Source organism: Tepidiphilus sp. J10 (genome assembly GCF_006980785.1).
In the GTDB taxonomy this organism is placed as follows: Bacteria; Pseudomonadota; Gammaproteobacteria; order Burkholderiales; family Rhodocyclaceae; genus Tepidiphilus; species Tepidiphilus olei.
Genome location: NZ_SBHP01000005.1, coordinates 24,931 through 40,012, shown reverse-complemented (window position 1 = coordinate 40,012; position 15,082 = coordinate 24,931). Strand labels below are relative to the sequence as shown.

Sequence of the window (15,082 nt, the reverse complement as noted above, 5' to 3'; positions counted from 1 at the left end):
CCCATCTCGCCACACAAAAACCTGGCACGAACATTGCTCTATTTTTCTCATTCATTTTTTCCTGACCCGGAGTCGACCCGATGAATGCACAAGACGTCCTCAAGCTCATCCACGAAAGCGAAGCCCGTTTCGTGGATTACCGTTTCACCGACATCCTCGGCAAAGAGCACCACGTCACGGTACCGGTGTCGGCCTTCGACGAAGAAATCTTCGAGCGCGGCCACGCCTTCGACGGCTCCTCGATCGCCGGCTGGAAAGGCATCCAGGCCTCCGACATGCTGCTCGTCCCCGACCCGGAAACCGCCTACGTCGACCCTTTCTATGAAGAACCCACGGTGGTGATCACCTGCGACGTGGTCGAGCCGGCCGACGGCAAAGGCTACGACCGTGACCCCCGCTCGATCGCCAAGCGCGCCGAAGCCTATCTGAAATCGACGGGATTGGGCGATACCATCTACGTCGGCCCCGAACCCGAATTCTTCATCTTCGACTCAGTCGAATGGTCGGTCGACATGTCCGGCTGCTCCGTAAAACTCACTTCCAGCGAAGCCTCGTGGGAAGGCACGGGCCACCGTCCGCGCGTCAAGGGCGGCTACTTCCCCGTCCCCCCGGTCGATAGCCTGCACGACCTACGCGCCGCCATGGTGCTCGCCCTCGAATCGATCGGCGTGCCGGTCGAAGTGCACCACCACGAAGTGGCCAACGCCGGCCAGTGCGAGATCGGCACCAAGTTCAGCACCCTCACGCGCCGCGCCGACTGGACGCAGGCGCTCAAATACGTGGTGCACAACGTGGCGCACCAGTACGGCAAGACGGCCACCTTCATGCCCAAACCCATCGTCGGCGACAACGGCTCGGGCATGCACGTTCACCAATCCATCTGGAAAGCGGGCCAAAACCTCTTCGCTGGCAACGGCTACGCGGGGCTGTCCGAATTCGCGCTCTATTACATCGGCGGCATCATCAAGCACGCCCGCGCCTTGAACGCCATCACCAACCCCGGTACCAACTCCTACAAGCGCCTGGTGCCGCACTTCGAGGCCCCGACCAAACTCGCCTACTCCGCGCGCAACCGCTCGGCCTCGATCCGCATCCCCTACGTGGCCAATCCCAAGGCACGGCGCATCGAAGCGCGCTTCCCCGATCCGCTCGCCAACCCCTATCTCGCCTTCGCCGCGCTGATGATGGCCGGGCTCGACGGCGTGCAAAACAAGATCCACCCGGGCGATCCGGCCGACAAGAACCTCTACGACCTGCCGCCGGAAGAGGACGCCAAGATCCCGACCGTGTGCCACAGCCTCGACCAGGCGCTGGAAGCGCTCGATGCCGACCGTGAATTCCTCACCCGCGGGGGCGTGTTCTCCAACGACTTCATCGATGCCTACATCGAACTGAAGAACGAGGAAGTGCAGCGCCTGCGCATGACCACCCATCCGCTCGAATTCGAGCTCTACTACAGCCTCTGAGCAATTTTTCCCTTCCCGAGGGAAACGATACGAAAGGGCGGCCGAGGGTCGCCCTTTTTCCTTTATACTTGCTGCATGAACGGATTCCCATCCCGCCTCTTTTTCATTGCCCTCTCGAGCCTGGGCGTGCTGTTCGCACCGGCTGCCTCGGCCACGTTGTGGAAATGCACCGACGGCGACGGACGCGTCACCTACACCAACGATCGTACCAGCACCAAAGGGATGCACTGCGAAGCCCTGCGAGACCTCCCCTATCTCGACTCGAGGCCCGCCCCCTCCGCCCCCGCTGCCGCCTCTCCCTCGAGTTTTCCCCGCGTGAGCCCCGGCGAACAGCGCCAGCGCGACGACCTGCGTCGCCGCATCCTCGAAGAGGAGAAAGCCGCCGAGCACCAGCGCCTACAAGAGACCCAGCGCGCACTGCAGTCTGCTGCCCCCGATCTCCTCCCCGAGCTACAGTCCCAAGCCGAACGCCAGCGGCGCAACCTCGAAGCGATCGAACGCGAACTCCAGCGCCTGCGCTGAGTCTTCAGCTCACTTGGCACCGTTCTTGCTAAATTTTTTCCGTCTTCTCTCCAGGCACCGCCATGCCGCCCGATCTCACCGCCCTCGACTGGCTCTCCACCGCCGTCGTCCTCGCCACTCCCGAGCGGCGATTGCAAACGGCCAATGCCGCGGCCGAACACCTCTTCGGACTCGCCCGTGAACGCCTCGCCGGTCGCCCCTGGGAAGAGATCTTCGGTGCCTCGCCCACCTTGCGCACCGCTCTCGACGAGGCCGAACGCAACCGCTGGTTCTACACCTGCCACGGGCTCAGCCTGCACCTGCCTTCCGGGCAAACTCTGGTGACCGACGTCACGGTGAGCCCCATCCAGGACGACGGCGAAGGCTTCGTGCTCGAATTCCGCCCCATCGACCAACGCCTCAAGACGACCCAGGAAGAAGAGCGCCTGCGCCTGCAGCAGGCCGCGAGGGAACTCGTGCGTGCGCTCGCCCACGAGATCAAGAACCCCCTGGGGGGCATTCGCGGCGCGGCGCAACTGCTGCAGATGGAACTACCCGATCCGGCGCTCGCGGAGTATACCGAAGTCATCATCCTCGAGACCGACCGCCTGCAGCGCCTGCTCACGGGGCTTCTCGCCGCGCACCAGGCACCGCGCCCGGCGCCGGTCAACGTCCATGAGATCCTGGAACACGTACGTCGGCTGCTGCTCGCCGAATTCCCCGCCTTGAGGGTGGAGCGTGACTACGACGCGAGCCTGCCGGAGCTGACCGCCGACCGCGAGCGCCTGCTGCAGGCGATCCTCAACATCGCACGCAACGCCGCCCAGGCCACCGAGGGCAGGGGCAAAGTGGAACTGCGTACCCGGGCCGCGCGCCAGGTGACGCTCGCCAAGCGGCGCTACCGCCTCGCGGCTCATGTCGAGATCGCCGACGACGGTCCCGGCATCCCCGAAGCGCTGCGCGAGCGCATCTTCTATCCGCTGGTGAGCGGGCGCGAGGGCGGCGCGGGGCTGGGTCTGGCGATCGCCCAGGACATCGTCGCCCAGCACCACGGGGTCATCGAGTTCGACAGCCGCCCCGGGCGCACGCGTTTCCACCTCCTGCTGCCGCTCACTGCCGGGAGCCCGACATGAACGACGCCATCTGGATCCTCGACGACGACAAATCCATCCGATGGGTGCTCGAACGCGCGCTCGAGCGTGAGAACCTGCCCCACCGCGGTTTCGAGCGTGCCGAGGCGGCGCTGGAGGCGCTCACGCGGGAGAGGCCGGCCGTGGTGCTCACCGACATCCGCATGCCCGGCACCGACGGGCTCGCCTTCGTGCGGCAGCTGCATGAGCGTGCCCCTGGCACACCGGTGATCGTGATGACCGCCTATTCGGACCTCGACAGCGCCGTGAGCGCTTTCCAGGCCGGCGCCTTCGAGTACCTGCCCAAACCCTTCGACGTACCCGAGGCCGTGCGCCTGGTGCGTCGGGCGCTGGAGGCGCGCCCCGGCGCGGTGGCCCAGGACGAGCCGGACGCCACCCCCGAGATCCTGGGGCAGGCCCCGGCGATGCAGGAAGTCTTTCGCGCCATCGGGCGGCTGTCGCACTCCAGCGCCACCGTGCTCATCACCGGCGAATCCGGCACCGGCAAGGAACTCGTCGCCCGGGCACTCCACCGTCACAGTCCGCGGCGCGATGGCCCGTTCGTTGCCATCAACACCGCGGCGATCCCGCGCGAACTGCTCGAAGCCGAGCTCTTCGGCCACGAGAAAGGCGCCTTCACCGGCGCCGCCGCCGCCCGCCGCGGCCGCTTCGAGCAGGCCGAGGGCGGCACGCTCTTTCTCGACGAGATCGGCGACATGCCCGCAGACCTCCAAACCCGGCTGCTGCGCGTGCTCTCCGACGGGCACTACTACCGCATCGGTGGACAGCAGCCGCTGCGCGCCAACGTGCGCATCATCACCGCCACGCACCAGGACCTGGAAGCCCGCGTGCGCGAGGGGCTCTTTCGCGAAGACCTCTATCACCGCCTCAACGTCATCCGGCTGCGCCTGCCGCCACTGCGCGAGCGCGCCGAGGACATCCCGCTGCTGGCGCGCCACTTCCTGACGAAGAGCGCGCGCGAACTGGGGGTGGAGCGCAAGACGCTCTCGCCGGCCGCCTTGGAAGCGCTCGTACGCTACCCTTTTCCCGGCAACGTGCGCCAGCTCGAGAACCTCTGCCATTGGCTCACCGTCATGACCCCGGCGCAGCGCATCGAACCGCACGATCTGCCGCCGGAAGTGCGCGCCCCCGTGGAACCTGCCGGCACCACCGAACCTTCCTCCGCATCCCCGGCCTGGGAACACTTGCTCGCCAAGGAAGTCGACCGCCTGCTTGCCACCGGCCGCAGCGCCCTCTACGATGAGCTGCACGCGCGTTTCGAACGCGTCCTCTTCGAGCGGGCACTCGCCCACACCGGCCAGCGCCGAGCAGAAGCCGCCGCTCGGCTCGGCGTGGGTCGCAACACGCTCACGCGCAAGCTCAAGCGCTGATGCCTGCCGTACAATAACCGCTTCGCACCCTGGCTGCGACACCCCAATGTCCGTTTCTCCCCCTGTCGATCCGGCGGCCGTGCACCGGCGCTTACCCGAATCGCTCGCCCGGCGGCTCGACCTTCATTGGCTTGCCGAATGCGCCTCGACCAACGACGAGGCGATGCGCCTGCCTCTGCCCGATCCCGGCTCGCTCACCGTCGTGGGTACCGACCGACAGACCCAAGGGCGGGGACGCCAGGCGCGCGCCTGGCAATCCTGGCCCGACGCGAGTCTCACCTTCTCCTGCCTCTTCGCCTTTCCTCCGGGCACCTCGCTCGCCGCGCTGCCGCTCGCCGTCGGCGTGGCGCTCGCCCAAGCCTTGCACGCGCTGGGCGTGTCCGGCGTGGGGCTCAAGTGGCCCAACGACCTTCTCGTTGCCGGCGCCAAGGTGGGCGGTGTACTCATCGAGGCGCAGAGCCGCAGCGCGGCGCCGATCCGCGTCGTCGTCGGCGTGGGGCTCAACCTCGACCTGCCGCCGGACTTCCACCCCGACGGCGGAATACCCGCCACCGCGCTCGCGCGACACCTCTCCCCTTTACCGCCGCGGGATGCACTCCTTGCGACCCTCCTCGAACGGCTCGATGCCGTCCGCGCGGCCTATCTCGCCGGCCACGGCTTCGCTCCCTGGCAGGAACAGTGGAACGCACTCGACGCCTACCGGGGGCTTGCGGTAACCGTGCGCGACGGCGAGCGCGAAACCGTCGGGATAGCCGCCGGCGTCGACGACACGGGTCGCCTGCTGCTCGACACCGCGGCCGGGCGCATCGCCTGCTGCGTCGGCGACGTCTCGCTGCGTCCTCTCGCATGAATCCCACCCTGCTCCTCGATCTGGGCAACACGCGGCTCAAATGGGCCCTGCTCGACGGGGATACCTGGCGCGAGACCGGCGCCTGCCGCCACGAGGACATCGCGACGTGGGTCGCCGCGATGCGCGCGCGGCTACCCGCCACGATCCGGTGCTTCGGGGTGAATGTCGCCCACGATCGCCTCGCCCGCGAACTCGAGCGACAGCTCGGTCCGATCCATTGGCTCGTGGCGCAGGCGCAGTCCTGCGGCGTCACGAACGGCTACGACGAGCCCGAGCGGCTCGGCGCCGACCGTTGGGCCGCGCTCATCGCCGCGCACCACCTGCACCGGGGCGCAGCGCTCGTCGTCTGCTGCGGCACGGCCACCACGGTGGACTGGCTCGACGCCGACGGATTCTTTCGTGGCGGGTTGATCCTGCCTGGGCTCACGACCATGCGTGCGAGCCTGGCACACGCCACTGCCCGCCTGCCCTTTGCCACCGGCGACGTCCGCCTGCCGCCGACGAACACGCACGACGCCATCGCCAGCGGCTGCCTGCTCGCCCAGGTCGGGGCCATCGAACATTACTATCGGGTCATGGAGGGGCCTGCCTGCGGTGCCATGGCCCTGCTCTCGGGTGGCGACGCCGACATCATCGCCGGGCATCTGGCCATTCCTGCCCGGACGGTGGATAATCTCGTCCTGCGGGGCCTAGCCGTGGTCGCCGCTGCCAGCGCCCGTCCCAATCCCTCCCATGACGCACGAGAGCACACCCCATGAGCGAACCAACCCGGGTCCTCCTCGAAGAGCACGAGATTCCGACGCATTGGTACAACATCGCCGCCGATCTCTCCACCCCGCCGGCACCCCCGCTCGGGCCCGATGGCAAACCGGTCGATCCCTCGGCGATGGCCGCGATCTTTCCCGAGCCCATCCTCGAGCAGGAGATGAGCCGCGAGCGCTGGATCGCCATTCCCGACGCGGTGCGCGAAACCTATGCCATCTGGCGCCCCTCGCCGCTCATGCGCGCCGTACGCCTGGAGCGGCGCCTGGGCACGCCGGCCAAGATTTTCTTCAAGTACGAGGGCGTTTCCCCTGCCGGTTCGCACAAGCCCAATTCCGCCGTGCCCCAAGCTTATTACAACCGCCAGGTCGGCATCAAACGGCTCACCACCGAGACCGGCGCCGGTCAATGGGGCTCCTCGATCGCCTTCGCCGGCCAAATGTTCGGGCTGGAGGTGCGCGTCTACATGGTGCGCGTGAGCTACCAGCAAAAGCCGCAGCGCCGCGTGCTGATGGAAACCTGGGGCGCGGAAGTGCACGCCAGCCCGTCGCCGCTCACCGCAACCGGCCGCCGCATCCTGGCCACCGAGCCGGATCATCCGGGCTCTTTGGGCATCGCCATTTCCGAAGCCGTCGAAGAAGCTGCCTCCCGCCCCGACACCAACTACACCCTCGGTTCGGTGCTCAACCACGTCCTGCTGCATCAGAGCCTCATCGGACTGGAAGCGAAGAAGCAGTTCGAGAAAATCGGGCTCTATCCCGATGTGATCTTCGGTCCCTGCGGCGGTGGCTCTAGCTTCGGCGGCATCGCCTTCCCCTTTCTCGCCGACAAGTTCGCCGGCGAACGGCGCGCCGCGGGATTGCGCTGCGTGGCGGTGGAGCCCGAATCCTGCCCCACCCTCACCAAGGGGACCTACGCCTACGATTACGGGGATGCCTCCGGCTTCACCCCCTTGATGCGGATGTACACCCTGGGACACGACTTCGTGCCGCCGGGCATCCACGCCGGCGGGCTGCGCTACCATGGTGCCTCCCCTCTGGTGTCGCAGCTCGTGCATGAGGGTCAGGTCGAGGCGCTCGCCGTGCCGCAGCGGGCCACGTTCGAGGCCGGCATCCAGTTCGCCCGCGCCGAGGGCATCATCCCCGCACCGGAATCCTGTCACGCCATCCGCGCCGTGATCGACGAAGCCCTGCACTGCAAGGAAACAGGCGAAGCCAAGGTGCTGCTCTTCAACCTCACGGGACACGGACACTTCGACATGAGCGCCTACGAGCGCTACCTGCGCGGCGAGCTCGAAGATTACACTCTGCCCGATGAGCTTCTGGCCGAGGCGCTACGCGCTTTGCCAAGCGTAGGCTGAGAGGAGTACCGAGGCGATGCGCCTTCTGATCGCGCTGCTCCTGCTCGTCAACGCGCTCCTGCTGGCGATGACCGCGGGGCTGCTGCCGCGACCTTCTCCCGAAGCGGCACGCGCAGCCGGCGAGCACCCTCTGCGCCCCGAACGCCTGAGGATACTCGAAACGGCAGCGGGGCCGGAGGCGCCCGCTCCCCCATCGGTCGAAGCTCACGATCCCAAAGCGGCGCAGCCCTTGGTCGCGCACACCGCCACCGAGCCGGAGCCCACCCCCCCCACAGCCAACGACCCGCTCCTCCTTGCCGGCACACCGCGCATCGAGACTCCACCTGCCTCTGCTGCACCCGGCTCGGGCACCTCGGGGACAGAACGACCGGCCATGACTCCGAGCCTGGCTCCCCCTCCGGATTGCCTGCAGCTCACCGGGGTCGATCCCGATCGGCTGCCGGCGCTCAAAGACGTACCACGCGGGCTGACCAGCATCCAAATCCAAGAGCGAACCAATACAAAAACCACGGCTTGGCGCGTGCTCCTTCCCCCCCAAGGAGGCGCGGCAGCCGCGAATCGTCGGCTCGAACAATTGCGTCTAGCCGGGGTCGAAGATTATTTCGTGATCCGAGACCCTGGTCCGTTGCAATGGGGCATTTCGCTCGGGCTCTTCCGCTCCCGCGACAGCGCCGAGAAGCGGATCGCGGAACTGCGGGCGAAAAAAGTCGAGGATGCCCAGATCGTGGAGCACCGCACTACCGTCCACGACCTCACCTACCTCGGCCCCCAAGATGCCATCGCCGACCTGCGCCAGCGCATCCGAGCCCGTTTTCCCCAGATCGCCATCGACACCTGCCCCCCATGAGCCATCCCCCCTTCATCATCGGCCTGACCGGCGGCATCGGCAGCGGCAAGAGCGCCGCCGCCGAGCACTTCGCCCGGCTCGGTGCCGCCGTGGTCGACACCGACGCGATCGCGCACGAACTCACCGCACCTGGCGGCGCGGCGATCCCGGCGCTCGTCGCCGCCTTCGGTCCCGACATCCTCACCCCTGCCGGGGCGCTCGATCGCGCCCAGATGCGCACGCTCGCCTTCTCCGACCCCGAGGTGAAACGTCGGCTGGAAGCCATCCTGCACCCCCTGATTCGCCAGGAATCCGATGCGCGCTGCCGTGCCGCCACCGAGGCACCCTACGTCGTGCTGGTGGTGCCCCTACTCATCGAAGCGGGCGAAGACTACCGCCGCCGCTGCCAACGCATCGCCGTGGTCGACTGCCCCGAGGAAATCCAAATCGCGCGGGTACGCGCGCGCAGCGGCCTGGATGAAGACCTGATCCGCCGCATCATGGCGCAGCAGGCGAGCCGGGCCGAGCGGCTCGCCGCCGCCGACGACATTCTCGACAACGGAGGCGATCTCGCCCAGCTCCACGCCCAGGTCGAAGCGCTCGACCGCCTCTACCGCGAACTCGCCCGGCACGCGCCGCCATGATTCTCTTCGAATTCCCCTTCAGCGAACGCATCCGCACCTTGCTGCGCCTCGAGGACGTGTGGCGGCGGTGGCAACATTTTCTCGACAGCACACACCGGTACGACCACCACGCCGCGATCGTTACTCTCTTTGAACTCGCCGACATCGCCGGACGCACCGACCTCAAGCTCGACCTGATGCAGGAACTCGATCGCCAGCGCGCCGCCCTGCTCGCCCTGCCCGCAGAACAAGTCGATGCCCAGCGCGTTGCCGACCTGGTCGAAGACATCGAACGAACGCGCGCCGCCCTGTTGAACATGGTCGGCCGGGTAGATCATTACTTACGTGAAAACGAATGGCTGATGGCGCTGCGCTCACGCGCCCACGTCCCCGGCGGCCTGTGCGTCTTCGACGCCCCCGCCTACCATTTCTGGCTGGAACAGCCCCCCGAATTGCGCACCGCGGCGCTCGAACGCTGGACCGCTGCGCTGCAGCCGATTCGCGAGGGCGTCGAGCTCGTGCTGGGCCTCTTGCGCGGCAATGCCGAACGCTTCGAGGCCATCGCCCCTCGCGGCGCATACCAGCGCGAACTCAAAGGGACCTACTGCTTGCTCGCTCGCGTCCATGTCGACCCCGCTCTGCAAGTCATCCCCACAATGTCGGCCAACAAGTACCTCATCAGTCTGAGATTCGGCCCCCCCCGCAGCGATCTGCGCCCCTCCACGCAACCGTTGGAACTCGACGTCCCCTTCGTGCTCGAACTGTGCCGCCTGTGAAAGGGATACGCCATGAACGACACCGTTGCGAAGACTCCGCGCCTCGTCTCCTGCCCCACCTGCGGCAAACCGGTGCCCTGGACGCCGGAATCGCGCTGGCGCCCATTCTGCTCCGAGCGCTGCAAACTCATCGATCTCGGCGCCTGGGCCGACGAACGCTATCGCCTGGCCTCGGGCGGGGACACGCCCTCCGCATCCGGCGGCGAATCGCAATAGACGGCTAGCTAGCTCCACCAGGCACGGATCCCCGCCACGCCGTGCGCGCCGGCACGGCGCGCATCCTCCAGATCCGCCGGTCCCAACCCGCCGATGGCATAGACCGGGATCGCCGCACCGCGCGCGATTTCCTCGAACCCCTGCCAACCGAGCGCCGCCGTGCCCGGATGCGAGCGGGTCGGTCGTACCGGCCCCAAGACCGCATAATCCAGCGCCAAAGCCTCGGCGCGACGCAAGGCGGACGCCTCATGCACGGAGGCTCCGACCCAGGGCAGATCGGGTCGCCGGAAAAGCGATTCCAAGCGCCGCTGCGACAGATGCAACCCCGTGCCCAGCGCCCGGGCGGCATCGACCTCGCCATTGAGCACCAGGAGATCTTCCGGCCCCAGATGGGGACGCAGCCGTCGTACCAGAACTTCGGCGAGCGCCGCCGGCTCGCGCACCTGCACGAGCACCGACCCCAGGGCACGTGCACGCACGAGCGCCTCTTCCTGCCGTTCGAGCGCCCCGGCGAGCGGCTCCCCCGCTTCGAGCATCGCCGCCACGCCGCTCACCAACATCCGCTCCGGCAGGGCGAGGAACTTCCACACCGGACCGTTGGCGGGCAACAGGGGCGCGACCGTCATCGCCGGCGGCCGCGCCCAGGCGAGCGCCGCATGGATCCGCGCCCGAGGCTCGCCCGACCAGCGCACGATGCGAAAGAAATGCAGCCGCACGTGCGCGTGCGCATAGGCATGCTCGCGCACCACCCACGGCAGCACGTCTTCGGGCGCCACGGCGATCTCCAGCTCTTCGGCCAACTCCCGCACCAGCGCCTGCGCCGGCGTCTCGCCCGGCTCCACCTTGCCGCCGGGAAATTCCCAGTAGCCGGGGCAGAACGTTCCCTCTGCCCGTTGCCCCAGCAGCACGGCGCCGTCGTCGCGCCGCAGCACCGCCGCGGCCACTTCCACGCGTTTCACCCTCGAGGCTCCTTGCGCGGCAAGCCATGTCGCCCCGCCCAATCTCGCGCGAACTGCCAGGCCACCCGGCCGGAACGCGAGCCGCGCTCGATCGCCCATTGCAACGCCTCGGCGCGCGCCGCCTCGATCTCGGCCTCACCGACGCCGAACGAACGCAGCCAATGCGCGACGATGGTGAGATATTCCTCCTGCGAAAAGGGGTAGAACGACACCCACAGGCCGAAACGCTCGGAGAGCGAGATTTTTTCCTCCACCGCCTCGGCCGGATGTACCTCCTCGCCGACGTGGCGCGTCCCCTCGTTCTCGTGGAAGAACTCCGGCATCAGATGCCGCCGGTTGGAGGTCGCGTAGAGGAGCACGTTGTCCGGCTGCGCCCACACCGAACCGTCGAGCACGCTCTTGAGCATCTTATAGGCCGGCTCGCCCTCCTCGAACGAGAGATCATCGATGAAGACGATGAAGCGCTCGGGCCGCGTCTCGAGGCAGGCGAGCACGTCGGGCAGATCGACCAGATCGGCCTTTTCCATTTCCACCAGTCGCAGCCCCCGATCAGCGTACTCGGTGAGCAGCGCCTTCACGAGGGAAGATTTACCCGTGCCCCGCGCCCCCGTGAGCAGCACGTTGTTCGCCGGGCGTCCGGCGAGGAACTGCTCGGTGTTGCGCACCACGCGCACTTTCTGCGGCTCGATGTCCTTGAGATCGTCGAGGCGCAAACGATGCGGCCGCCGCACCGGCTGCAACACGCCGCGCCCGCCCACCCGCCGATACCAGTAGGCCAAACCCTCTTCTTCCGGCCAGCACACCCGCGCCGTTTCCTGACTGGCCGCCCGAGCCTCCAACACCGAGGCCAGGCGCTCGATCGCGGCCACCAGTCCTTGCACGTTCATCGTTTCCATCGTCTCCCTACTCCAGCGAGCATCGCGACCAAGGGCCCCGAGTATACCCGCGCCGTGTCTCGAGGGCACCGCGAAAGCCGTCGCGAACGCTCACGGAACCCCACACCCGACGCTCGGGGTGTCGTCAACGACGAAGCCCCGATGCTTCCCCGGTCAACAGATCGCCGAGATCGTCGGCACGGATCAACCCCGAAATGCGCTTTCCCGAGGGCAAAATGATCGTCGGCACCCAAGAGATCCGCAGTTCTCGCCCCAGGCGGAGGTTTTCTTCGATCGCACTCGCATCGCAAGCCGCCGGGGCAGGCAACCGGCCTTCGAGCATCCACGCCCGCCATGCCTGCGCCCGATCCGGCGCGCACCAGATCCGTTCGGACTTTTCCCGTGAATCCTCGCCCAGAATGGGGTAGAGAAAGAGGTAGACCGTTACGTCCCCGAGCGCATCGAGTTCGCGCATCGATTCCTTGCAGTAGCCGCAGTTGGGATCTGCGAACGAAACGATCGTCCGCGAGCCCGTCCCATACACCAGCGCGATCGCCCGATCGAACGGCAAGCGGGCAAAATCCACGCGACCGACGTCCATACCGTCGCGCCTGCCCTCGTCCAGATCGGACCACGGTTCATCCCCCGCGTGCGCCTCGATCCACCCCGTCAGAACCAAGGCCAACACCCAAGCCAGCACCAACGGCGGCGCAATTTTCCTGCTCGGCTGATGCATCGTCCCCCTCCCCCAAAGATTCTGCCATCGGGCAGGTCACCATGATAGACGAGTAGGCGCTGCGAATGACCTACTGCGCGGCGGCATGGCGGCAGTGCACGAGGCCCGGATGCTCTGCTCGCCTATCCGGTTGATGGGTCTGGCATTGTGCACTCCGGGCGCCTGGCTCAGCCCCCGCTCGCCACGGTTACGCGGTGTCCGAGTATACTCGGCGCACGACCTCTCGCGCCCGATCGCCCATGACGCCACTGGCCACACGCCCCAGCCTGCTGCTCGCACTCCTGCTCTCTCTCGCCGCCTGTACCAGGCAGGAATCCCCCACACCGCCCGAACCCTGTGTCTGCCCACCGGCTACGACCCAACCCGCTCCCCCTCACGCGCCAGCGCCCGCTCTGCGCGCCGAGGCTCGCGCTTGGAGCGATCTGCCGGGCTGGCGCGAGGATCGCCCCAGCGAGGCGTGGGAGGCTTTCCTCGCCGGTTGCCCCCGCCTCGAGGCGATCGAACCCGCCTGGCAGGCCGTCTGCCGCGAGGCACGCGAACAGCCGCGCGAGGACGCGGTGCTGCGCCGATTCCTCGAACGACGCCTGCGCCCCTGGCAGCTCGTGGCAGTGCTACCCGATGGCGGCACCCGCGACACCGGGCTCGCCACTGGCTATTACGAGCCGCTGATCGCCGCGAGCCGCACGCCGGATGCCCGTCATCGTACCCCCATCCTTGGGCCGCCTGCCGATCTCGTCACCGTGGATCTGGGTGAAATCGTGCCCGCGACGAAGCACCTACGCCTCAAGGGCCGGCTGGAAGGCAATCGGCTCGTCCCCTATTACAGCCGCGCCGAGATCCGCGCCCTGGGCGAGAAGCTGCCCGCCCCGATACTCTTCTGGGCAGCCGACGAACTCGATTTCTTTTTCCTGCAGATTCAGGGTTCCGGCCTGCTGCGTCTGACCGACGGTTCCACCGTGCGCATCGGCTATGCCGATCACAACGGACACCCTTACCGTTCCATCGGGCGCCTGCTCATCGACGCCGGCGAACTCACCCTGCCAGAAGCCTCGGCGCAGGGCATTCGGCGCTGGCTCGAACGCAACCCCGAGCAGCGTCAGGCGCTACTCGACGCCAATCCGGCCTATGTCTTCTTCCGCGAATTGCCCCCCGACGGCCCCGGCCCCATCGGCACCCTGGGCGTACCGCTCACGCCGCAGCGCAGCCTCGCGGTCGATCCGGCGCTCCTGCCCTTGGGTGCGCCGCTCTATGCCGTGGTCTCAGGCAGGCATCCCCTGTCCCGGCTGATGCTGGCGCAGGACACGGGAGGCGCCATCCAAGGACCGTTGCGCGTGGACGTCTATGAAGGCAGCGGCCAGGAAGCCGGCGAGCGCGCCGGGCGGCGGCGCGACGAAGTCGCCCTGTGGCTGCTGTGGCCGGCCGATGCCGACCCACCCGCAGCCAGGCAATGAAAAAGGCGCCCGCAGGCGCCTCGAGGGAAACGGGTCGCGCCACTTCCTCAGCAGCCGCCCTCCAGACCCATCAGCCGGCGATAGAACGCGTGGAAATGCGGCATCCCCACTTCGAACGGCTCCTGATAAGGCCCGACCTCGTCCCTACCCTCGGCCAGGAGCGCCTTGCGGCCGCGGTCCATGCGCTCGGCGATCTCGTCGTCCTCGATCGCCGTCTCCATGTAGGCCGCCTGCTGCGCCTCGACGTAGTCGCGCTCGAACTCGACGATCTCTTCGGGATAATAGAATTCCACCACGTTGATCGTCTCGCTCACCGACACCGGCCACAGGGTGCTCACCACCAAGGTGTTGGGATACCACTCCACCATCACGTTGGGGTAGTACAGCATCCAGATCGCGCCGTGCTCGGGCAGTTTCCCTTGATGATGATCGAGTACCGCCTTGTGCCAGCGCGCATAGACCGGCGTGCCCGGCTTGTCGAGCGCCGTGATGCCCACGCGCTGCACCGAGTACCATTCACCGAACTGCCACTCGAGCGCGCTGCAATCGACGAAGTTGCCCAGCCCCGGATGGAAGGGCACGACGTGGTAATCCTCGAGATACACCTCGACGAAGGTCTTCCAGTTGTAGTGGCAGTCGTGGCGCACGACCCGGTCGAGTTTGTAGCCGGAGAAGTCGAACCAGCGGGCGAGCTCCATGCCGGCGAGATCGGCCGCCGCCGAGCGCGGCCCGCGGAAGAGGAGCCCGTTCCACGATTCGAGCGCCTCGCGCTGCAGGTTGAGGCAGGGCGTCTCGGAGAAATGCGGCGCACCCACCAGCCGCCCCGTGAGATCGTAGGTCCAGCGGTGCAAGGGGCAGACGACGTGCTCGGTCTTCCCTTCCCCCTGCAGCATGATGGCTTGCCGGTGGCGGCAGACGTTGGACAGCAGCGCCGGCCCCTGGGCGTCGCGCACCAGCGCCTTGGCGTGGTCGAACCACTCGAGCGAGCGGTAGGAGCCGGGCTCCGGCACCATCGCCTCGTGCCCGACATAACCCGGCCCCTGGCGGAAGAAGATCTCCAGCTCGCGGTGAAACAGCGCCTCGTCGAAATACCACGACACCGGAAATTGCAGCGCCGCCGGCTGCAGACGGACCCCAGAACCCATCTCCGACATGATCGA

Annotated in this window: 16 protein-coding genes; 12 read left to right on the top strand and 4 right to left on the bottom strand. The window is 67.5% G+C overall.

Features of this window, described 5'->3' with window-relative positions; all coding sequences use genetic code 11:
• The first annotated feature begins 80 nt into the window (after window positions 1-80).
• The 11 genes from glnA to EPD81_RS07650 all read left to right on the top strand — a co-directional run bounded on the left by glnA (window position 81) and on the right by EPD81_RS07650 (window position 9,901).
• Entirely contained in the window at window positions 81-1,466 is a 1,386-nt protein-coding gene (gene glnA / locus EPD81_RS07700) for a type I glutamate--ammonia ligase (RefSeq protein WP_142804874.1), read from the top strand.
• A gap of 75 nt (window positions 1,467-1,541) precedes the next feature.
• The gene (locus EPD81_RS07695; protein ID WP_142804873.1) at window positions 1,542-1,988 is read left to right on the top strand and encodes a DUF4124 domain-containing protein; all 447 of its coding nucleotides are present in this window, start codon (window positions 1,542-1,544) and stop codon (window positions 1,986-1,988) included.
• Between the two features lie 62 nt (window positions 1,989-2,050).
• Complete coding sequence (gene glnL, locus EPD81_RS07690) at window positions 2,051-3,100, top strand: nitrogen regulation protein NR(II) (protein WP_142804872.1); 1,050 nt, start codon at window positions 2,051-2,053, stop codon at window positions 3,098-3,100.
• Window positions 3,097-4,488 (top strand): nitrogen regulation protein NR(I), encoded by a 1,392-nt coding sequence (gene ntrC, locus EPD81_RS07685; RefSeq protein ID WP_142804871.1) that lies wholly within the window; start codon window positions 3,097-3,099, stop codon window positions 4,486-4,488. Before glnL ends, ntrC begins: the two co-directional genes overlap by 4 nt.
• Before the next feature lie 46 nt (window positions 4,489-4,534).
• Window positions 4,535-5,338 (top strand): biotin--[acetyl-CoA-carboxylase] ligase, encoded by an 804-nt coding sequence (locus EPD81_RS07680; protein ID WP_142804870.1) that lies wholly within the window; start codon window positions 4,535-4,537, stop codon window positions 5,336-5,338.
• Complete coding sequence (locus tag EPD81_RS07675; protein ID WP_142804869.1) at window positions 5,335-6,096, top strand: type III pantothenate kinase; 762 nt, start codon at window positions 5,335-5,337, stop codon at window positions 6,094-6,096. Before EPD81_RS07680 ends, EPD81_RS07675 begins: the two co-directional genes overlap by 4 nt.
• Entirely contained in the window at window positions 6,093-7,460 is a 1,368-nt protein-coding gene (locus EPD81_RS07670; RefSeq protein WP_142804868.1) for a TrpB-like pyridoxal phosphate-dependent enzyme, read from the top strand. The genes EPD81_RS07675 and EPD81_RS07670 overlap by 4 nt, the downstream gene beginning before the upstream one ends.
• A gap of 16 nt (window positions 7,461-7,476) precedes the next feature.
• The gene (locus EPD81_RS07665; RefSeq protein WP_142804867.1) at window positions 7,477-8,307 is read left to right on the top strand and encodes an SPOR domain-containing protein; all 831 of its coding nucleotides are present in this window, start codon (window positions 7,477-7,479) and stop codon (window positions 8,305-8,307) included.
• Window positions 8,304-8,930 (top strand): dephospho-CoA kinase, encoded by a 627-nt coding sequence (gene coaE / locus EPD81_RS07660; protein WP_185955398.1) that lies wholly within the window; start codon window positions 8,304-8,306, stop codon window positions 8,928-8,930. Before EPD81_RS07665 ends, coaE begins: the two co-directional genes overlap by 4 nt.
• Window positions 8,927-9,685, top strand: coding sequence for a cell division protein ZapD (gene zapD / locus EPD81_RS07655; protein WP_142804866.1), 759 nt, complete (start codon window positions 8,927-8,929; stop codon window positions 9,683-9,685). The genes coaE and zapD overlap by 4 nt, the downstream gene beginning before the upstream one ends.
• Before the next feature lie 12 nt (window positions 9,686-9,697).
• Window positions 9,698-9,901, top strand: a complete 204-nt coding sequence (locus EPD81_RS07650; RefSeq protein WP_142804865.1) for a DNA gyrase inhibitor YacG — start codon at window positions 9,698-9,700, stop codon at window positions 9,899-9,901.
• Between the two features lie 8 nt (window positions 9,902-9,909).
• Here EPD81_RS07650 and EPD81_RS07645 read toward each other — a convergent pair whose 3' ends face one another.
• The 3 genes from EPD81_RS07645 to EPD81_RS07635 all read right to left on the bottom strand — a co-directional run bounded on the left by EPD81_RS07645 (window position 9,910) and on the right by EPD81_RS07635 (window position 12,471).
• Window positions 9,910-10,860, bottom strand: a complete 951-nt coding sequence (locus EPD81_RS07645; RefSeq protein ID WP_221928858.1) for a Nudix family hydrolase — start codon at window positions 10,858-10,860, stop codon at window positions 9,910-9,912.
• Window positions 10,857-11,756, bottom strand: coding sequence for an ATP-binding protein (locus tag EPD81_RS07640; RefSeq protein ID WP_221929269.1), 900 nt, complete (start codon window positions 11,754-11,756; stop codon window positions 10,857-10,859). Before EPD81_RS07640 ends, EPD81_RS07645 begins: the two co-directional genes overlap by 4 nt.
• 124 nt (window positions 11,757-11,880) lie before the next feature.
• Window positions 11,881-12,471: a DsbC family protein gene (locus EPD81_RS07635; RefSeq protein ID WP_142804863.1), complete on the bottom strand. Its 591-nt coding sequence runs from the start codon at window positions 12,469-12,471 to the stop codon at window positions 11,881-11,883.
• A gap of 239 nt (window positions 12,472-12,710) precedes the next feature.
• Here EPD81_RS07635 and EPD81_RS07630 point away from each other — a divergent pair, with 239 nt between their 5' ends.
• A complete protein-coding gene (locus tag EPD81_RS07630) occupies window positions 12,711-13,922 on the top strand; it encodes a murein transglycosylase A (protein ID WP_185955397.1) in 1,212 nt (403 codons plus the stop codon).
• Window positions 13,923-13,969: 47 nt separating this feature from the next.
• Here the strand turns inward: EPD81_RS07630 and EPD81_RS07625 are convergent, their stop codons facing one another.
• The gene (locus tag EPD81_RS07625; protein ID WP_142804862.1) at window positions 13,970-15,076 is read right to left on the bottom strand and encodes an aromatic ring-hydroxylating dioxygenase subunit alpha; all 1,107 of its coding nucleotides are present in this window, start codon (window positions 15,074-15,076) and stop codon (window positions 13,970-13,972) included.
• Window positions 15,077-15,082: the final 6 nt, after the last annotated feature.

Excerpts from the sequence above, each read along its gene's own strand:
- glnA (WP_142804874.1), top strand. The coding sequence starts at position 81 with ATGAATGCACAAGACGTCCTCAAGCTCATCCACGAAAGCGAAGCCCGT.
- EPD81_RS07695 (WP_142804873.1), top strand. The coding sequence starts at position 1,542 with ATGAACGGATTCCCATCCCGCCTCTTTTTCATTGCCCTCTCGAGCCTG.
- glnL (WP_142804872.1), top strand. The coding sequence starts at position 2,051 with ATGCCGCCCGATCTCACCGCCCTCGACTGGCTCTCCACCGCCGTCGTC.
- ntrC (WP_142804871.1), top strand. The coding sequence starts at position 3,097 with ATGAACGACGCCATCTGGATCCTCGACGACGACAAATCCATCCGATGG.
- EPD81_RS07680 (WP_142804870.1), top strand. The coding sequence starts at position 4,535 with ATGTCCGTTTCTCCCCCTGTCGATCCGGCGGCCGTGCACCGGCGCTTA.
- EPD81_RS07675 (WP_142804869.1), top strand. The coding sequence starts at position 5,335 with ATGAATCCCACCCTGCTCCTCGATCTGGGCAACACGCGGCTCAAATGG.
- EPD81_RS07670 (WP_142804868.1), top strand. The coding sequence starts at position 6,093 with ATGAGCGAACCAACCCGGGTCCTCCTCGAAGAGCACGAGATTCCGACG.
- EPD81_RS07665 (WP_142804867.1), top strand. The coding sequence starts at position 7,477 with ATGCGCCTTCTGATCGCGCTGCTCCTGCTCGTCAACGCGCTCCTGCTG.
- coaE (WP_185955398.1), top strand. The coding sequence starts at position 8,304 with ATGAGCCATCCCCCCTTCATCATCGGCCTGACCGGCGGCATCGGCAGC.
- zapD (WP_142804866.1), top strand. The coding sequence starts at position 8,927 with ATGATTCTCTTCGAATTCCCCTTCAGCGAACGCATCCGCACCTTGCTG.
- EPD81_RS07650 (WP_142804865.1), top strand. The coding sequence starts at position 9,698 with ATGAACGACACCGTTGCGAAGACTCCGCGCCTCGTCTCCTGCCCCACC.
- EPD81_RS07640 (WP_221929269.1), bottom strand. The coding sequence starts at position 11,756 with ATGGAAACGATGAACGTGCAAGGACTGGTGGCCGCGATCGAGCGCCTG.
- EPD81_RS07635 (WP_142804863.1), bottom strand. The coding sequence starts at position 12,471 with ATGCATCAGCCGAGCAGGAAAATTGCGCCGCCGTTGGTGCTGGCTTGG.
- EPD81_RS07630 (WP_185955397.1), top strand. The coding sequence starts at position 12,711 with ATGACGCCACTGGCCACACGCCCCAGCCTGCTGCTCGCACTCCTGCTC.
- EPD81_RS07625 (WP_142804862.1), bottom strand. The coding sequence starts at position 15,076 with ATGTCGGAGATGGGTTCTGGGGTCCGTCTGCAGCCGGCGGCGCTGCAA.